16 protein-coding genes and 1 pseudogene are annotated in these 13775 nt (G+C 71.8%); 7 read left to right on the plus strand and 10 right to left on the minus strand.

What is annotated here, in order from left to right; translation table 11 throughout:
• Positions 1 to 78: 78 nt before the first annotated feature.
• Positions 79 to 837 carry a class I SAM-dependent methyltransferase gene (locus ACFYW5_RS01935; RefSeq protein ID WP_389414981.1) on the minus strand — a complete coding sequence of 253 codons (759 nt, stop codon included), beginning with the start codon at positions 835 to 837 and terminating at the stop codon, positions 79 to 81.
• A 100-nt stretch (positions 838 to 937) separates the two neighbouring features.
• Between ACFYW5_RS01935 and ACFYW5_RS01940 the strand changes: the two genes are divergently transcribed.
• Positions 938 to 1567, plus strand: coding sequence for a CGNR zinc finger domain-containing protein (locus tag ACFYW5_RS01940; protein ID WP_389414982.1), 630 nt, complete (start codon positions 938 to 940; stop codon positions 1565 to 1567).
• On the opposite strand, the gene sodX is transcribed toward ACFYW5_RS01940, so the two are convergent.
• Positions 1471 to 1905 carry a nickel-type superoxide dismutase maturation protease gene (sodX, locus tag ACFYW5_RS01945; RefSeq protein WP_389415618.1) on the minus strand — a complete coding sequence of 145 codons (435 nt, stop codon included), beginning with the start codon at positions 1903 to 1905 and terminating at the stop codon, positions 1471 to 1473. The two genes, ACFYW5_RS01940 and sodX, sit on opposite strands and share 97 nt — an antisense overlap.
• Positions 1906 to 2050: 145 nt before the next feature.
• On the opposite strand from sodX, the gene sodN reads away from it, so the two are divergent.
• The 4 genes from sodN (at position 2051) to ACFYW5_RS01965 (ending at position 4147) form a co-directional block, all read left to right on the plus strand.
• Complete coding sequence (gene sodN / locus ACFYW5_RS01950) at positions 2051 to 2446, plus strand: superoxide dismutase, Ni (protein ID WP_020123534.1); 396 nt, start codon at positions 2051 to 2053, stop codon at positions 2444 to 2446.
• 127 nt (positions 2447 to 2573) lie between these two features.
• Entirely contained in the window at positions 2574 to 2966 is a 393-nt protein-coding gene (locus ACFYW5_RS01955) for a helix-turn-helix transcriptional regulator (protein ID WP_389414983.1), read from the plus strand.
• Positions 2967 to 2983: 17 nt separating this feature from the next.
• Positions 2984 to 3397, plus strand: coding sequence for a VOC family protein (locus tag ACFYW5_RS01960; protein WP_389414984.1), 414 nt, complete (start codon positions 2984 to 2986; stop codon positions 3395 to 3397).
• 15 nt (positions 3398 to 3412) lie between these two features.
• Complete coding sequence (locus tag ACFYW5_RS01965) at positions 3413 to 4147, plus strand: VOC family protein (RefSeq protein ID WP_389414985.1); 735 nt, start codon at positions 3413 to 3415, stop codon at positions 4145 to 4147.
• Here the strand turns inward: ACFYW5_RS01965 and ACFYW5_RS01970 are convergent.
• The 4 genes and pseudogenes from ACFYW5_RS01970 to ACFYW5_RS01985 all read right to left on the minus strand — a co-directional run bounded on the left by ACFYW5_RS01970 (position 4144) and on the right by ACFYW5_RS01985 (position 6321).
• Positions 4144 to 4467, minus strand: coding sequence for a DUF952 domain-containing protein (locus tag ACFYW5_RS01970; RefSeq protein ID WP_389414986.1), 324 nt, complete (start codon positions 4465 to 4467; stop codon positions 4144 to 4146). The two genes, ACFYW5_RS01965 and ACFYW5_RS01970, sit on opposite strands and share 4 nt — an antisense overlap.
• Positions 4468 to 4476: 9 nt before the next feature.
• A pseudogene (locus tag ACFYW5_RS01975) lies at positions 4477 to 5100 on the minus strand (DUF6596 domain-containing protein); the annotation flags it as partial.
• 411 nt (positions 5101 to 5511) lie between these two features.
• Complete coding sequence (locus ACFYW5_RS01980) at positions 5512 to 5715, minus strand: hypothetical protein (RefSeq protein ID WP_389414987.1); 204 nt, start codon at positions 5713 to 5715, stop codon at positions 5512 to 5514.
• An 18-nt stretch (positions 5716 to 5733) separates the two neighbouring features.
• On the minus strand, positions 5734 to 6321 hold the full coding sequence (locus tag ACFYW5_RS01985; protein WP_389414988.1) for a dihydrofolate reductase family protein: 588 nt from the start codon (positions 6319 to 6321) through the stop codon (positions 5734 to 5736).
• A 112-nt stretch (positions 6322 to 6433) separates the two neighbouring features.
• Here ACFYW5_RS01985 and ACFYW5_RS01990 point away from each other — a divergent pair, with 112 nt between their 5' ends.
• Complete coding sequence (locus tag ACFYW5_RS01990; protein ID WP_389414989.1) at positions 6434 to 7036, plus strand: TetR/AcrR family transcriptional regulator; 603 nt, start codon at positions 6434 to 6436, stop codon at positions 7034 to 7036.
• Between the two features lie 6 nt (positions 7037 to 7042).
• On the opposite strand, the gene ACFYW5_RS01995 is transcribed toward ACFYW5_RS01990, so the two are convergent.
• The 3 genes from ACFYW5_RS01995 to ACFYW5_RS02005 form a co-directional block, all read right to left on the minus strand.
• Positions 7043 to 7633, minus strand: a complete 591-nt coding sequence (locus ACFYW5_RS01995) for a GNAT family N-acetyltransferase (RefSeq protein WP_389414990.1) — start codon at positions 7631 to 7633, stop codon at positions 7043 to 7045.
• Between the two features lie 682 nt (positions 7634 to 8315).
• Complete coding sequence (locus ACFYW5_RS02000) at positions 8316 to 9461, minus strand: family 2 encapsulin nanocompartment cargo protein polyprenyl transferase (protein WP_389414991.1); 1146 nt, start codon at positions 9459 to 9461, stop codon at positions 8316 to 8318.
• Positions 9462 to 9578: 117 nt separating this feature from the next.
• A complete protein-coding gene (locus tag ACFYW5_RS02005) occupies positions 9579 to 10985 on the minus strand; it encodes a family 2B encapsulin nanocompartment shell protein (RefSeq protein WP_389414992.1) in 1407 nt (468 codons plus the stop codon).
• A gap of 239 nt (positions 10986 to 11224) precedes the next feature.
• On the opposite strand from ACFYW5_RS02005, the gene ACFYW5_RS02010 reads away from it, so the two are divergent.
• Positions 11225 to 12118 (plus strand): 1-aminocyclopropane-1-carboxylate deaminase/D-cysteine desulfhydrase, encoded by an 894-nt coding sequence (locus ACFYW5_RS02010; protein WP_389414993.1) that lies wholly within the window; start codon positions 11225 to 11227, stop codon positions 12116 to 12118.
• A gap of 6 nt (positions 12119 to 12124) precedes the next feature.
• Here ACFYW5_RS02010 and ACFYW5_RS02015 read toward each other — a convergent pair whose 3' ends face one another.
• On the minus strand, positions 12125 to 13720 hold the full coding sequence (locus ACFYW5_RS02015) for a Na+/H+ antiporter (protein ID WP_389414994.1): 1596 nt from the start codon (positions 13718 to 13720) through the stop codon (positions 12125 to 12127).
• Between the last annotated feature and the right edge of the window lie 55 nt (positions 13721 to 13775).

The raw sequence follows: 13775 nt of genomic DNA on the forward strand, positions 1-13775 counted from the left end.
CGGAACGAAGGGGCGGTACGGGACTCCCGTACCGCCCCTTCGTGCACTGCCGCTACGGCCGCAGCCGACAGAGCGGGTCTACTTCAGCGCCAGCACCAGGGCGTCCGACGGTGAGCACCACACCGGCCGGGCCTCGGCGAAGCCCTTCTCGCGCAGCACGCGCGCGTGCCACTGCGCGGACGGGGTGTCGCCGTCGGCGTGCTCGCCGTAGATCTCGAAGCGGCGCGCCGTGGGCTCGGCGAGGACGGGGTCCTTGGCCGCGACCTGCCACCACTCGGCCCAGTCCAGGGCGCCGTCGGCCTTGGCCCGTTCCATGCGCGCGTGCCGCTGCGCCCGCTCGGCGGCGTTGATCCGGGGGGTGGTGTCGTCGATCATGTGGTCCGCGTTCATGAAGACACCGCCTTCGCGGACCAGACCGGCGACCTGGCCGTAGAGGGCCGCGAGGGGTTCGCTGTGCAACCAGTGCAGGGCCGTGGCGGTCAGCACGGCGTCGTAGGAGTCGTACGGCAGCTTCGCCGGCCAGTCGGGGTCCTTGAGGTCGGCGGTGACGAAGGCGACCCGCTCGTCGCCCGCGAAGGTGCCCTCCGCAATGGCGAGCAGCGCCGGGTCCAGGTCCACGCCGGTGCTGGTGGCGCCGGGGAGCCGGGCGAACAGGCGTGCCGTCATGGAGCCTGTGCCGCAGGCCAGGTCGAGGACCCGGGGCTCGGGCCCGACGAGCGCCTCCACCATGTCCAGCATGATCCGGAAGCGCTCCTCCCGGTCGGGCATGTACCACTCCTGCTGCCGGTCCCAGCTCTCCTGCCAGGCGTGCCAGTCGGTTCCGGTACCGGTCGTCATGGGAGCCCCCTCCTCGGACGTATGCGTAATACCCTGGAAGCACGATCGTCTGTTACCCCGACCGCACCCCGACCATAGAGCGCCTTCGTAAGGACTACAAGTGGAACTGGCCTATTACTCGGACTACGCTGTGCGTCTCGTCAACAGCGAGGACCCGGCCCGGGGCAAGGACTCGCTGACGTCCGTCGAGGCCGTCCGCGATCTGTTCGGCGGGAACCAGTCGGCGGCCCGCCGTGCCACGGACGCCGACGTCACCCGGTTCCGCTCGGTCCGGGGCCGGCTGCGTTCGGTGTTCGAGGCGGCCGACGGCGGCGACGAGACGCTCGCCGTGGACCTGCTGAACTCACTGCTGCTGGAGTTCCCGGTCAGCCCGCAGATCTCCGGGCACGACTTCCGGGACGACGACGGCCGCCCGCTGTGGCACATGCACCTCGCCGACCACCCGTCGAACGCCACCGCGGGCTACGCGGCCATCGCGGCGATGGGCCTGGCCTTCCATCTCACGGAGTACGGCGTGGACCGGCTCGGCCTGTGCGAGGCGGCGCCGTGCCGCAACGCCTACCTAGACACCTCGACCAACCGCTCCCGGCGCTACTGCTCCGACCGCTGCGCCACCCGCGCGAACGTGGCCGCCTACCGGGCCCGCAAGCGCCTGGCGGCCGACCGGTCGGACAGCACGGGCCGCACCGCGGACAGCGCCCAGCGCACCAGCGCGAACGGCGAGCGCTGACCGGTCCCGCGCGGCCGGAACCGGGCCCGCACCTTGCCCAGCACCAGCTCCGCCGGGACCGTGCCGTAGTCGGTACTGTCCCCGCCCGCGTAGGCGTTGTCCCCGAGCACCCACCAGCCGCCCTCGCGGCGCTCCGCGGCCCGCTTGACGACCAGCAGGTCCTGCTGGAAGGGATGACGGAGCACGACCACGTCACCGGGCCGGATCCGGGCCCCGTACTGCACCAGCAGCCGGTCCCCGTGGTGCAGCGTGGGCACCATCGACGGCCCGGTCACCTCGGCCGGCCCGAAGGGCAGCAACGACCGCCCGCGCTCGGTCTCCTGCGACAGTTCCGGCATCACCGGCACCTCCCCGGTCCTATCCTCCACCAGTCTCAGTCTGACCCTGGACTTTTGTCCTAAGCCCATGGGGGCACTCGCGAAAACCCGTCCCGCAGGGAGTAATGTCCCACCTGAGAAGACGATCACGAGGAAGGAATGCTCCATGCTTTCCCGCCTGTTTGCCCCCAAGGTGAAGGTCAGCGCGCACTGTGACCTGCCCTGCGGTGTGTACGACCCGGCCCAGGCCCGCATCGAGGCGGAGTCGGTCAAGGCCGTGCAGGAGAAGATGGCCGCCAACGACGACCCGCACTTCCAGGCCCGTGCGACCGTCATCAAGGAGCAGCGCGCCGAGCTCGCCAAGCACCACGTGTCGGTCCTGTGGAGCGACTACTTCAAGCCCCCGCACTTCGAGAAGTACCCGGAGCTGCACCAGCTGGTCAACGACGCGCTCAAGGCCCTGTCGGCCGCGAAGGCGTCCACCGACCCGGCCACCGGCCAGAAGGCGCTGGACTACATCGCCCAGATCGACAAGATCTTCTGGGAGACCAAGAAGGCCTGATCCAGGACCTTTTGGGATCGCCCGGACCGGCGGTCGGTGCACCATCGCAGGTCGACGGGCATCCCCGGAGGGGCCCGGCCGCAGCTCGCGGCCGGGCCCCTTCGGCCGTCCGTGCCATGCTGGCGGGGTGCACACCGAGGATCTGGTCCGGCTGCGGCGGGCCCGCGACCGCATGGACCGCGAGTACACCGAGCCCCTCGACATCACCGAGCTGGCCCGGACCGCGCTGATGTCCCCGGGCCACTTCCAGCGCAGCTTCCGCGCCGCCTACGGCGAGACGCCGTACGGCTATCTCATGACCCGCCGGATCGAGCGCGCCAAGGCGCTGCTGCGCCGCGGGGACCTGAGCGTCACGGAGGTCTGCATGGCGGTCGGCTGCACCTCCCTCGGCTCCTTCAGCGCGCGCTTCACCGAGCTGGTCGGCGAGACCCCGAGCGCCTACCGGGCCCGCTCGCACGAGGACGGCGCCGTGATCCCGGCCTGCGTGGCCCGCCGCTTCACCCGGCCGAAACGCTCGTAGCGGCCTAGCCTGCTGTCATGGAGATCAGACTCAAGAACTGTTTCCTGGCCGTGGACGACCATGACAAGGCGATCGCCTTCTACCGGGACGTCCTGGGCATGGAGGTCCGTAACGACGTCGGCTTCGAGGGGATGCGCTGGGTGACCGTCGGATCGCCGGCGCAGCCCGACGTGGACATCGTGCTGGAGCCGCCCGGTGCCGACCCGGACATCTCCCCCGCCGACCGGGAGACGATGGCCGGCCTGCTCGCCAAGGGCGTGCTGCACGGGGTCAACTTCACCACCGACGACTGCGACGCCCTGTTCGCCCGGGTGCGGGAAGCCGGCGGCGATGTCATCCAGGAGCCGATGGACCAGCCGTACGGGGTGCGCGACTGCGCGTTCCGGGACCCGGCCGGGAACATGCTGCGGTTCATGCAGCCGAACAGCTGACCTACGATCGCGTCCATGACCATCCGCTGGACGTACGCCTTCGTCGACCGGCCCGCCGCCGGCTTCGCCGCCGCCTGTGACTTCTGGACCGCCGTCACCGGCACCCGGCTGTCCGAACTCCGGGGCGAACAGGGCGAGTTCGTGACCCTGCTGCCCGAGTCGGGAGACGCCTGCGTCAAGGTGCAGGGGGTCGTGGACGGACCCGGCGGCGCGCACCTGGACTTCGCCGTCGAGGAGGTGCCGGGCTTCGTGCGGACGGCGCTGCGCACCGGGGCGGAACTCGTCGCCGACCACGGCGACTGGGCCGTACTGCGGTCCCCGGCAGGGCAGTTCTTCTGCGCGGTGCCCTGGCACGAGGAGGCGACCCGGCCGCCGGTGGTCCGGGGGACGCGCCTCGACCAGGTCTGCCTGGACACCCCGCCCTCCCGCTACGACGCCGAAGTCGCCTTCTTCAGCGCCCTGTTGCCCGAGTGGACGTCGGCGCCGGGTTCCCTTCCGGAGTTCCACGTGGTCCGGCCCCCGGCGGGCCTGCCGGTCCGCATCCTGCTGCAACGCCTCGGCGAGGAACGCCCCGCCTCGACCCATCTCGACCTGGCCTGCGCGGACATCGAGGCGAGCCGGGCCGCCCATGAACGGCTCGGCGCGCGGCTCGTGCACCGCGGCACCCACTGGCGTGTGCTGCGCGACCCGGCGGGCGGCACGTACTGCCTGACGGGCCGGGACCCGCACACCGGCGGCCTGCCCGCCTAACGCCACACCCAGGGCTCCACCCCGACCACCGCGGCCACCGGCAGCGGCCCGTAGATGTGCGGGAACTCCTCGCCGCCGGGCTCGGCCGCCTCGTACCGCACGGGCGCGCCGAGGCGGCCGGGGTCCACCACCAGGACCACCAGATCACTGAGGTCCGCGAACATCGCCTCGGCGATGCGCGGGAGTTGGACGCGCGTGGAGCAGTGGATGAACCCCTCGTCCTGGAGGGTCTTCCCGCGCGTCGAGATCTCGTACGTGCCCGCCGCCCGGGCCTCGTCCCACAGGGACCGCTGGGTGAGGTGCAGGATGGGTTCGCTCATGCGGTCACGTTACGGCGCCAGCCGCGCCGCCCGCCCCCGCAGACAGCGCTGCTCGGGCAGGCTCATGGTCTGCGCCGCCGCCGACTCGTGGGCGGCCCGGGCGGCGGCGTGATCCCCGGCGCGCTCCAGCGGATGCCCCCGTACGGCATCCCGCCGGTGCTCCAACTCCCCCTTCAGCGCCTCCACTTCCTCACGTCCCGCCTCCGGACCGCGCACCATGGCGACGGCGACCGCGCGGTTCAGGCGCTCGACGGGGCCGGGGACCAGGCGCACCAGCACGTCGTACAGGCCGAGGATCTCCCGCCAGTCCGTGGCGTCCGCGGACGGTGCCTCGTCGTGGATGGCGGCGATGGCCGCGCGGAGCTGGTACGGCCCCGCCGGGCCCGCGCTCAGCGCCCCGGTGACCAGCGCGACGCCCTCCTCGATCGCCGCCTTGTCCCAGCGCTCGCAGTCCTGCTCGTCGAGCGGCACGAGGTCGCCGCCCGGGCCGGTGCGGGCGTCGCGGCCCGAGGTCGCCGCGTAACCCTCGTTGAAGATCAGACAGAGGGTGTGCAGGACGGCGGGGAGCCGTTCCGCCCAGTTGTCGGGGCGCCCGAAGCCGGCCCCGCGCACCTTCTGCTTGGCACGGCTGATGCTCCCCCAGTGGGGGCACCCCCAGGAAAAGGCCGTACCGCCGCACGAGCGCACCGAGGACCTGCGGCGCGTGGTGGCGCAGCAGGTCCTCGAGGTGTCGCTCATGCGGTTCAGACGTCTCCGGTGCCCTCGTCGACGGGCCGGATCACCACCGGGTACGGGTCCTGGAGTGCGCGAGCCTGGAGCGGGTCACCGAGGTCGCCGCCCGAATCCTGGAGTGCCCGCAGCCGGCGGGCGCCCCGGTGTCTCCGACGCGCCGCCCTTCATCGCCTCGTAGTCCGCCTGGCTTCCCTGCACCATGACCAGGTACTTCATGACTCGCTCCTTTGTCTCGCGCCGCCCGTCGGGGCGGCTCTCACGGGGGACGTCGGAGCCGGGCCCGGGTTCTCGACATGGTGCGGGCCGACCTTTTCAGGAACTGCTCGAGGCGGGTTCCTCGGGCTCCTCCCGGCGCTCGGGATCTTCGGGGTGCTCGTGGCCTGCCGCGCACGTGGGGTTACGGCAGGGGCCGGCCACCCAGCGCGGTACCCATGCGCCCAGCGTCTTGTGGCGCCGGACGACCGTTTCGACGGACTGTCCGCAGACGGGACAGGCATGTTCGTCGCTGCTGTCCATGTCCCAAGGGTAGGCCGGTCAGCGCTTCCGTGCGTAGGTGCGGACCAGCACTCCGTTACCGAACGTGCGGACGCCTTCCAGGGTGAAGTCGCTGACGGCGAACCCGGTGCCGCCGAACATGGGCAGGCCCGCGCCGTAGACCTGCGGGTACGTCTTGATCACGAGTTCGTCGATCTCGTCGAGCAGTTGGCCCGCGATCTGGGAGCCGCCGCACAGCCAGATGTCCAGTTCGCTGTCCTCGGCCTTGAGCTCACGGACGCGGGCGACCAGGTCGCCGTCGATCACGGTGACGTTCGGGTCCGGGGAGGCGCCGAGGGTGCGCGAGGCGACGTATTCGCGCAGATGGCCGTAGGGGCTGGTGATGCCGAGATCGAGGGCGAGCTGGTAGCTGGCGCGGCCCTGGATCACCGTGTCGAAGCGGAGGTTCTCGGCGCCCTGGAGGCCGAGGTGCTCGCGGCCCTGCACCGCGACCGTCTCCGGCCAGGTCGAGGCGAGGTAGCCGAGGAACTCCTCGTCCAGGAACGCGAACATCGAGGAGGCGTCGCCCTTCGGGTCGCCGATGAACCCGTCGATGGAGCAGGCGATGAAGTACGTGAGCTTTCGCAAGCCGGGGCTCTTTCCGTAGGGTGTCGTTGAACAACTGCATTTGTAGTACTTCGCTCGTAGTGGTTGCAAGTGTTTTCGGGGACGGGATTTAAGTGGGAGAGGAGATTCCGCATTGGCCAGGAATCCGGAACGGCGGGCGGCGCTGGTGGACGCCGGGGTGGCGGTGCTCGCGCGGGAAGGGGCGCGCGGGCTGACGTTCCGCGCGGTGGACGCCGAGGCGGGGGTGCCGGTGGGCACAGCCTCCAACTACTTCACCGGGCGCGACGACCTGCTGCGGCAGATCGACGCCCGGCTGCACGTACGGCTGGCCCCCGACCCCGAGGTGATCGCCGAGCTGCTCGAACGGCCGAAGGACCGGTCACTGGTGACGGCGTTCATGCACGACCTGATGGGCCGGGCCGTCCGCGACCGCACCGGCTATCTGGCGCTGCTGGAGATGCGCCTGGAGGCGACCCGGCGCCCGGAACTGCGGGCTTCCTACACGGAGTCGGTGCGCGGGGACCTCACGGAGGGCATGGAGTTCCACCGCGCCGCCGGGCTCCCCGGCGGCGACGAGACCGTCACGGTGCTCTATCTCGCCATGCTCGGCCTGATCCTGGAGCATCTGACGCTGCCGGGGGTGCTGGAGGGTGTGCTGCCGGGGGTGGGGGTTCCGGAGGGGCTGATCGAGCGGATCGTGGAGATGGTGGTGCCGGGGCCGGAGGCGGGGGCGTAGGCGGGCTCAGCGCGGTTCGCGCCACATGGGGAACATCTGGGGGCCGCCGGGCAGGGTGAGCGGGGTGCCGAGGAGTTCGAAGCCGAGGCGTTCGTACAGCTTGCGGCTGCGGGCGCTGCTCGCCTCCAGGTAGGCGGGGACGCCGTCGCTGTCGCAGCGGTCGAGTACGGCGCCGATCAGGGCGGAGCCGAGGCCGTCGCCCTGCCGGCCGGGGGCGACGCCGATCATCCACAGGTATTCGTGGGCGCGGTCGGCGGGGTGGATGTCGGCGGTCAGGCGGGCGATCAGCTCGACGCGCTCGTTCTCCGGGTCCACGGCGTTCCGCAGTTGCACGGGCCCGTCGTCGTCGGGGTCGTGCTCCCCGGCGGGCGTCGGCAGCCACAGGGCGCAGGCCGAGCCGTCCTGGGTCAGGTCGATCCGCCCCTCGGCGAGCACGATGTCGGTGAAGGCCGCCATCAGCCGGTGATGGGTCGCCCGGCGGTACTCGGCACCGGGAAACACCCAGCCGCTGACCGGGTCGTCCTGGAACGCCTCGTCCAGCAGCCGCACCACCAGGTCCCGGTCCGCCTCACTCGCCGCCCGGATCACCACACCCATGTCCCGCCCCTTCATCTCGATCGGCCGTGATCGGCCTTGATCGTATGGCGGTCGGGCCACGCGGGGCGGTCATGGCCAAAGATTGACGGAATTCGACTCAGCACTGCGCGGTCATCGGCGCCGGGAAGAGCCTGGCGAGCGAACAGGCGCCGCACGCCAGGGGGTTGCTCGGGTTCCGGGTGGCCGGGACGGGGGCTGCACGGCCGCCCGACCCACCGGCCTACGGCTCCCCCGGCACCCTGGCGGCCCCGGTGAACCGCTCGCGGCGAGGATGCACGGCACCCCGGCGCGACGGTCGGACGAGCCCGCACGACCCGACGGGATACCGCTGCCCCGGCGCCCGGGCATGCCTGGTGAACGAACCCCGGGCATGCCTGGTGAATGAACAGGCCCCGCACACCCTGATGTGCGCAGGTGACCCCGGCGGCCGGGGCGGCGTCGTAGGAGCCCGCACGACCCGACGGGATACCGCTCACCCGGTGAATGAACAGGCCCCGCACACCGTGAGAATGCGCGCGTGACCCCGGCGGCCGAGGCGGGCGTCGTACGAGGCCGCACGACCCGACGGAAGAACGCTCGGCCGGTGCATGAACAGGCCCCGCGCACCGTGGGGATGCGCGGGACCTGGCCGGGCCGGCGGTCGTGCGGGGTCAGGAGCCGCGCGACCGCCGGTCCGGGGTCTTCAGGTGCTGCGCCGGGTGACGAACTCGGCCAGCGCCAGCAGCCCGCCCGCCGCCTCCGGTTCGGGCACCGCGCGGGCCAGCTCCTGCATCGCGCGGGCCATCCGGTCGGCCGCCTGGACCTGCGCCCAGTCACGGCCGCCCGCCTGTTCCACGGCCAGCGCGGTGCGGGCGGTCTCCTCCTCCCCCGCCAGACCGCCCTTGCCGTACGGCACTTCGTACAGCTCGGCGAGCTCCCGCGCCGCCGGGGTGCCGGAGGTGAGCGCGGCGACGACCGGCAGCGACTTCTTGCGGGCGGCCAGGTCCGCGCCGGCCGGCTTGCCGGTGCGCCGGGGGTCGCCCCATATGCCGATGACGTCGTCGATGAGCTGGAAGGCGAGCCCGGCCTCACGGCCGAACGCGTCCATCGCCTCCACGTCCTCCCGCGGCGCGCCGGCATACAGCGCGCCGAGGGCACAGGCGCAGCCCAGCAGGGCTCCCGTCTTGGCCTCGGCCATCGCGAGCGCCTCGTCGAGGCCGATCTCGGCGCAGGCCCGCTTCTCCAGGGCCGTGTCCGCGTGCTGCCCCTCGCACAGCTCGACCACACAGGCGGCGAGCCGGGCGGCGGCCCCGGTGGACGCCGGATGCGGGTCGCCGGCGAGTAGTCCGAGGGCGAGGGCCTGGAGGGCGTCCCCGGCGAGGATCGCGTCGGCGTCCCCGAACACCGTCCAGGCGGTCGGCCGGTGCCGTCGGGTGGAGTCCCGGTCCATCACGTCGTCGTGCAGCAACGTGAAGTTGTGGATCAGCTCCACCGCCGCGGCGGCCCGTACGGCGGCCTTGCGGGCGGCCGGCCCGCCGAGCGCCTCCGCCGCGGTGAGGACGAGCGCGGGACGGATCGCCTTGCCCGCGTTGCCCGCGGCGGGTGTGCCGTCCGCGTGCTCCCAGCCGAAGTGGTAGAGCGCGACCCGGCGCATGGCCTTGGGCAATGAGTCGATGGCGGCGCGCAGTTCGGGGTCGACGGACCCCCGTGCGCGTTCCAGGATGGCCATCGCCTCCTGTCCGTCGAGCGCTTCCGGCCCGGCGTGTGTCTGGGTCCCGATGGGCCTCCGCCTTTCCCGCGTCTCGGTCGGTAGCCGCCCTCCGGCGGGGTGTTGCTGCGTATCGGTCATGAACTCACCCACCGATCACCCCAGTTGGCCGACGCTGGCACTGGTCCCGCGGCCGGGCGCGTACTCCGAGGATGTACCCGCCCCGGAGGGCGGGGACACCGGTTGCCGGCGGGAGGCTCACTGCCAGCGCCCGATCTCGACGTTCTCCAGTACACCGAGCGCGTCCGGCACGAGGACCGCGGCCGAGTAGTAGGCGGTCACCAGGTACTTGATGATCGCCTGTTCGTTGATGCCCATGAACCGCACCGACAGGCTCGGCTCGATCTCGTCCGGGATACCCGCCTGCTGGAGCCCGATGACCCCCTGCTCGGCCTCACCGGTACGCATGGCGATGATCGAGGTCGTGCGAGCCTCGCTGACCGGGATCTTGTTGCACGGGAAGATCGGCACCCCGCGCCAGGTGGGCAGCCGGTTGCCGGCCATGTCGATGCTCTCGGTCACCAGTCCGCGCTTGTTGAGCTCGCGGCCGAACGCGGCGATCGCGCGCGGGTGGGCGAGGAACAGCTTGGTGCCGCGGCGCCTGCTGAGCAGCTCGTCCATGTCGTCGGGCCCGGGCACGCCGTCGTGCGGCTGGATCCGCTGGTCGTACTCGCAGTTGTTGAGCAGCCCGAACTCGCGGTTGTTGATGAGTTCGTGCTCCTGACGCTCCTTGAGCGCCTCGACGGTCAGCCGGAGCTGCTGCTCGGTCTGGTTCATCGGCTGGTTGTAGAGGTCGGCCACCCGGGAGTGGATGCGCAGGACGGTCTGGGCGATGCTCAGTTCGTACTCGCGGGGCTTGGCCTCGTAATCGACGAAGGTGTGCGGGATGTCCGGCTCCCCGCTGTGACCGGACGCGAGGTCGATCTCCTTCTCGCCGTGCCTGTTGGTGCGCTGGGCCGGGATCGAGCGCTGCCGGTCGAAATGCTCGCGCAGGGAGTCGGAGCGCTCGGCGACCTGCTCCACATCCTCGCGGGACAGGACGAGCACGGTGCACGCGGTGACCGTGCGGACCGTGTACTCCCAGATGGCGTCCGTGGCGAGCAGCGCCTGGTCGCCGACGTAGGCACCGTCGGCCAGCACGCCGAGGGACTCGTCCTCGCCGTAGGGACCGGTGCCGACCTTCTCCACCCGCCCGTGCGCCAGCAGGTACACCTCGTCGGCGGGGCTGCCGAAGGAGACAAGCACCTCGCCCGCGGCCAGCTCCCGCTGCTCGCAGCGCCGGGCGAGCTCGGTGAGCACCTCCTGGTCCTCGTAGTCGCGCAGCGCGGGCAGTTCGCACAGCTCCCCGGGGATGACCTCGACCCGGTCGCCGGTCTTCACAAAGGTGACCCTGCCGTCCCCCACGGCGTAGGTCAGGCGGCGGTTCACTCGGTACGTACCGCCCTGGACGTTCACCCACGGCAGCATGCGCAGCAGCCAGCGGGAGCTGATCTCCTGCATCTGCGGCGCGGACTTGGTCGTGGTGGCCAGGTTCCGCGCGGCGCTGGTGCCGAGACTCTGCTGCGGCCTGCCCTCATCAGTGCGGATCTCTTCGCCTACCGACATAAGGAATTGCCCTCCCGGTCATGCACCGGCGCCGTTGTGCGCCGGGCATCGAATCGCAGGGCCAAGCCTTCCTCACGGAGCGTGCCGGTGCTATTACACGAACGAGCGGGAATGGATCACGGGGTGACTGGGCACGTGAGCGGTTCCTGTCCAGCGGCCCGCTTCCGTTTGCTGTCCGAAACCAGCCGGTTGCCGCGGCTACGGCCGGGGTGCCGCCGACGCGGGGCGAGAATGGTCCGGTGACCAGTCCCGACGCCCTCCGCCCCCGGCTTCCCTCGCCGCTCCAGGAGCTCGTCGACGACCGCCTCGCCCGCTCCGGCACCCGTCTCCTCCTCAAGCGGGACGATCTGATCCACCCGGACCTCGTCGGCAACAAGTGGCGGAAACTCGCCCCCAACCTCGCCGCGGCGGCCGGCCGGACCGTTCTCACCTTCGGCGGCGCGTACTCCAACCACCTGCGGGCGACGGCCGCCGCCGGCCGTCTGCTGGGTCTCCGCACGATCGGCGTGGTCCGGGGCCAGGAACTGTCCGACCGCGCTCTGAACCCCTCCCTGGCCCGCTGCGCGGCGGACGGCATGCGCCTGCACTTCATCGACAGATCGACGTACCGTCAAAAAGCGGAACCGGACGCCCTGGCGGCGATCCTCCGCACGGCGCACGCCGAGGACGCGTACGTCGTCCCGGAAGGCGGCAGCAACGCCCTCGCCGTGCTCGGCTGCCAGTCCCTCGGCCACGAACTCCGCGGCCACGCCGACCTCGTCGCCCTCGCCTGCGGCACCGGCGGCACCCTCGCCGGGCTGGCCGCCGGCCTCGCCCCCGGCCAGCGGGCCCTCGGCATCCCCGTCCTGAAGGGCGGCTTCCTCGGCGACGACATACGCGCCCTGCAGCACCGCGCCTTCGGCGGCCCCCGCGGCAGCTGGACCCTCGACGACCGCTTCCACTTCGGCGGCTACGCCCGTACCACCCCCGAACTGGACGCCTTCGCCGCGGACTTCGAGCAGCGCCACGGCGTCCCGGTGGAACGCCTGTACGTGGCGAAGCTGCTGTACGCGCTGGTCACCCTCGCCGGGGAAGGCGCCTTCCCGCGCGGGACGACGATCGCGGCGGTGATCACCGGCCGCCCGTTCCCGTAGGCCCCCTCACGCCGCTTCCCGGAACGCCGCCGCCTCCTCCAGGTCCAGCCTGCGCAGCAGCGTGCGGAGCATTTCGTCGTCGATGTAGCGGCCGTCCCGGAGCTTCACGAAGACCGCTCGCTCGGCGCTGATCATTTCCCGAGAGAGGCGCCGGTAGGTGTCGTCGACCGTTTCGCCGGTGACCGGGTTGACCTGGCCGAGGCGTTCCCAGACGGCGTTGCGGCGGCGCTCCAGGACGGTGCGCAGTCGGTCCGCGAGCGGGGGCGGGAGGGCGTTGCGCTCGTCCGAGAGGAGCTCGTCGAGGCGTCGCTCGGCGGCCCGGGACGCCTGCGCCTGGGCGTTGGCCTCGGCGAGGGTTTCGGCCCGCATGTCGCGGCCGGGCAGTTTCAGCAGGCGGATCAGCGGGGGCAGTGTGACGCCCTGGACGACCAGGGTGCCGATGACCGTGGTGAAGGTCAGGAACAGGATCAGATTGCGCTCGGGGAAGTCCTCGCCGCCGTGCACCGTCAGCGGGATGGAGAAGGCGATGGCGAGCGAGACCACGCCCCGCATCCCCGCCCAGGCGATGACGAACGGCCCCTTCCAGGTCGGGTTCTCCTCCCGCTCCCGGATCCGCGCCGACATCATGCGCGGCAGGAAGGTCGCCGGGTACACCCACACGAACCGTGAGACGACGACCACGAGGAAGACGGCGATCGCGTACCAGGCGGCGCGACCTCCCTCGTACTCCCCGAGTCCCTTGAGGACGACCGGCAGTTGGAGTCCGATCAGCGCGAAGACCGCCGACTCCAGGACGAAGGCGACCATCTTCCACACGGCCTCCTCCTGGAGGCGGGTGGCGAAATCGACCTCCCACGCGCGGTGTCCCAGCCACAGCGCGACGACCACCACGGCGAGCACCCCGGAGGCGTGCACCTGCTCGGCCACGGCGTAGGCGACGAACGGGATCAACAGCGACAGCGTGTTCTGAAACAGCGCTTCCTTCACATGGGTGCGCAGCCAGTGGATCGGCACCATGAGCACCAGGCCGATGCCGATGCCGCCGAACGCCGCGAGCAGGAACTCGCCGATGCCGCCGGCCCAGGTGGCGCCCTCGCCGACCGCGGCAGCGAGCGCCACCCGGTAGGCGGTGATCGCGGTCGCGTCGTTCACCAGGGACTCGCCCTGGAGGATCGTGGTGATCCTCGACGGCAGCCCCACCCGGCGGGCGACGGCCGTCGCCGCGACCGCGTCGGGCGGCGCCACCACCGCGCCCAGCACCAGGGCCGCCGTGAGCGGCAGACCGGGAACGATCAGGTACGCCGCCCAGCCGACCGCGAAGGTGGCGAAGAGCACGTACCCGACCGACAGCAGCGCCACGGGCCGCAGTTGGGCCCGCAGATCCAGATAGGAGCTGTCCGTGGCGGCCGTGTGCAGCAGCGGCGGCAGGATGAGCGGCAGCACGATGTGCGGGTCGAGCGTGTAGTCGGGCACGCCGGGCAGGTACGACACCGCGAGGCCCGCCGCCACCAGCAGCAGCGGCGCCGGAATCGGGGTGCGCCGGGCCGCCGCCGCGACCGCGGCGCTGCCCGCCACCAACAACAGCAGCGGCATCACGTCCATGAACCTCGCCCGCCCTCACCCATCGCCGTTCGCCCGCCCTCGGTTCTCCGCGCGG

Source organism: Streptomyces sp. NPDC002779 (genome assembly GCF_042888685.1).
Lineage (GTDB): Bacteria > Actinomycetota > Actinomycetes > Streptomycetales > Streptomycetaceae > Streptomyces.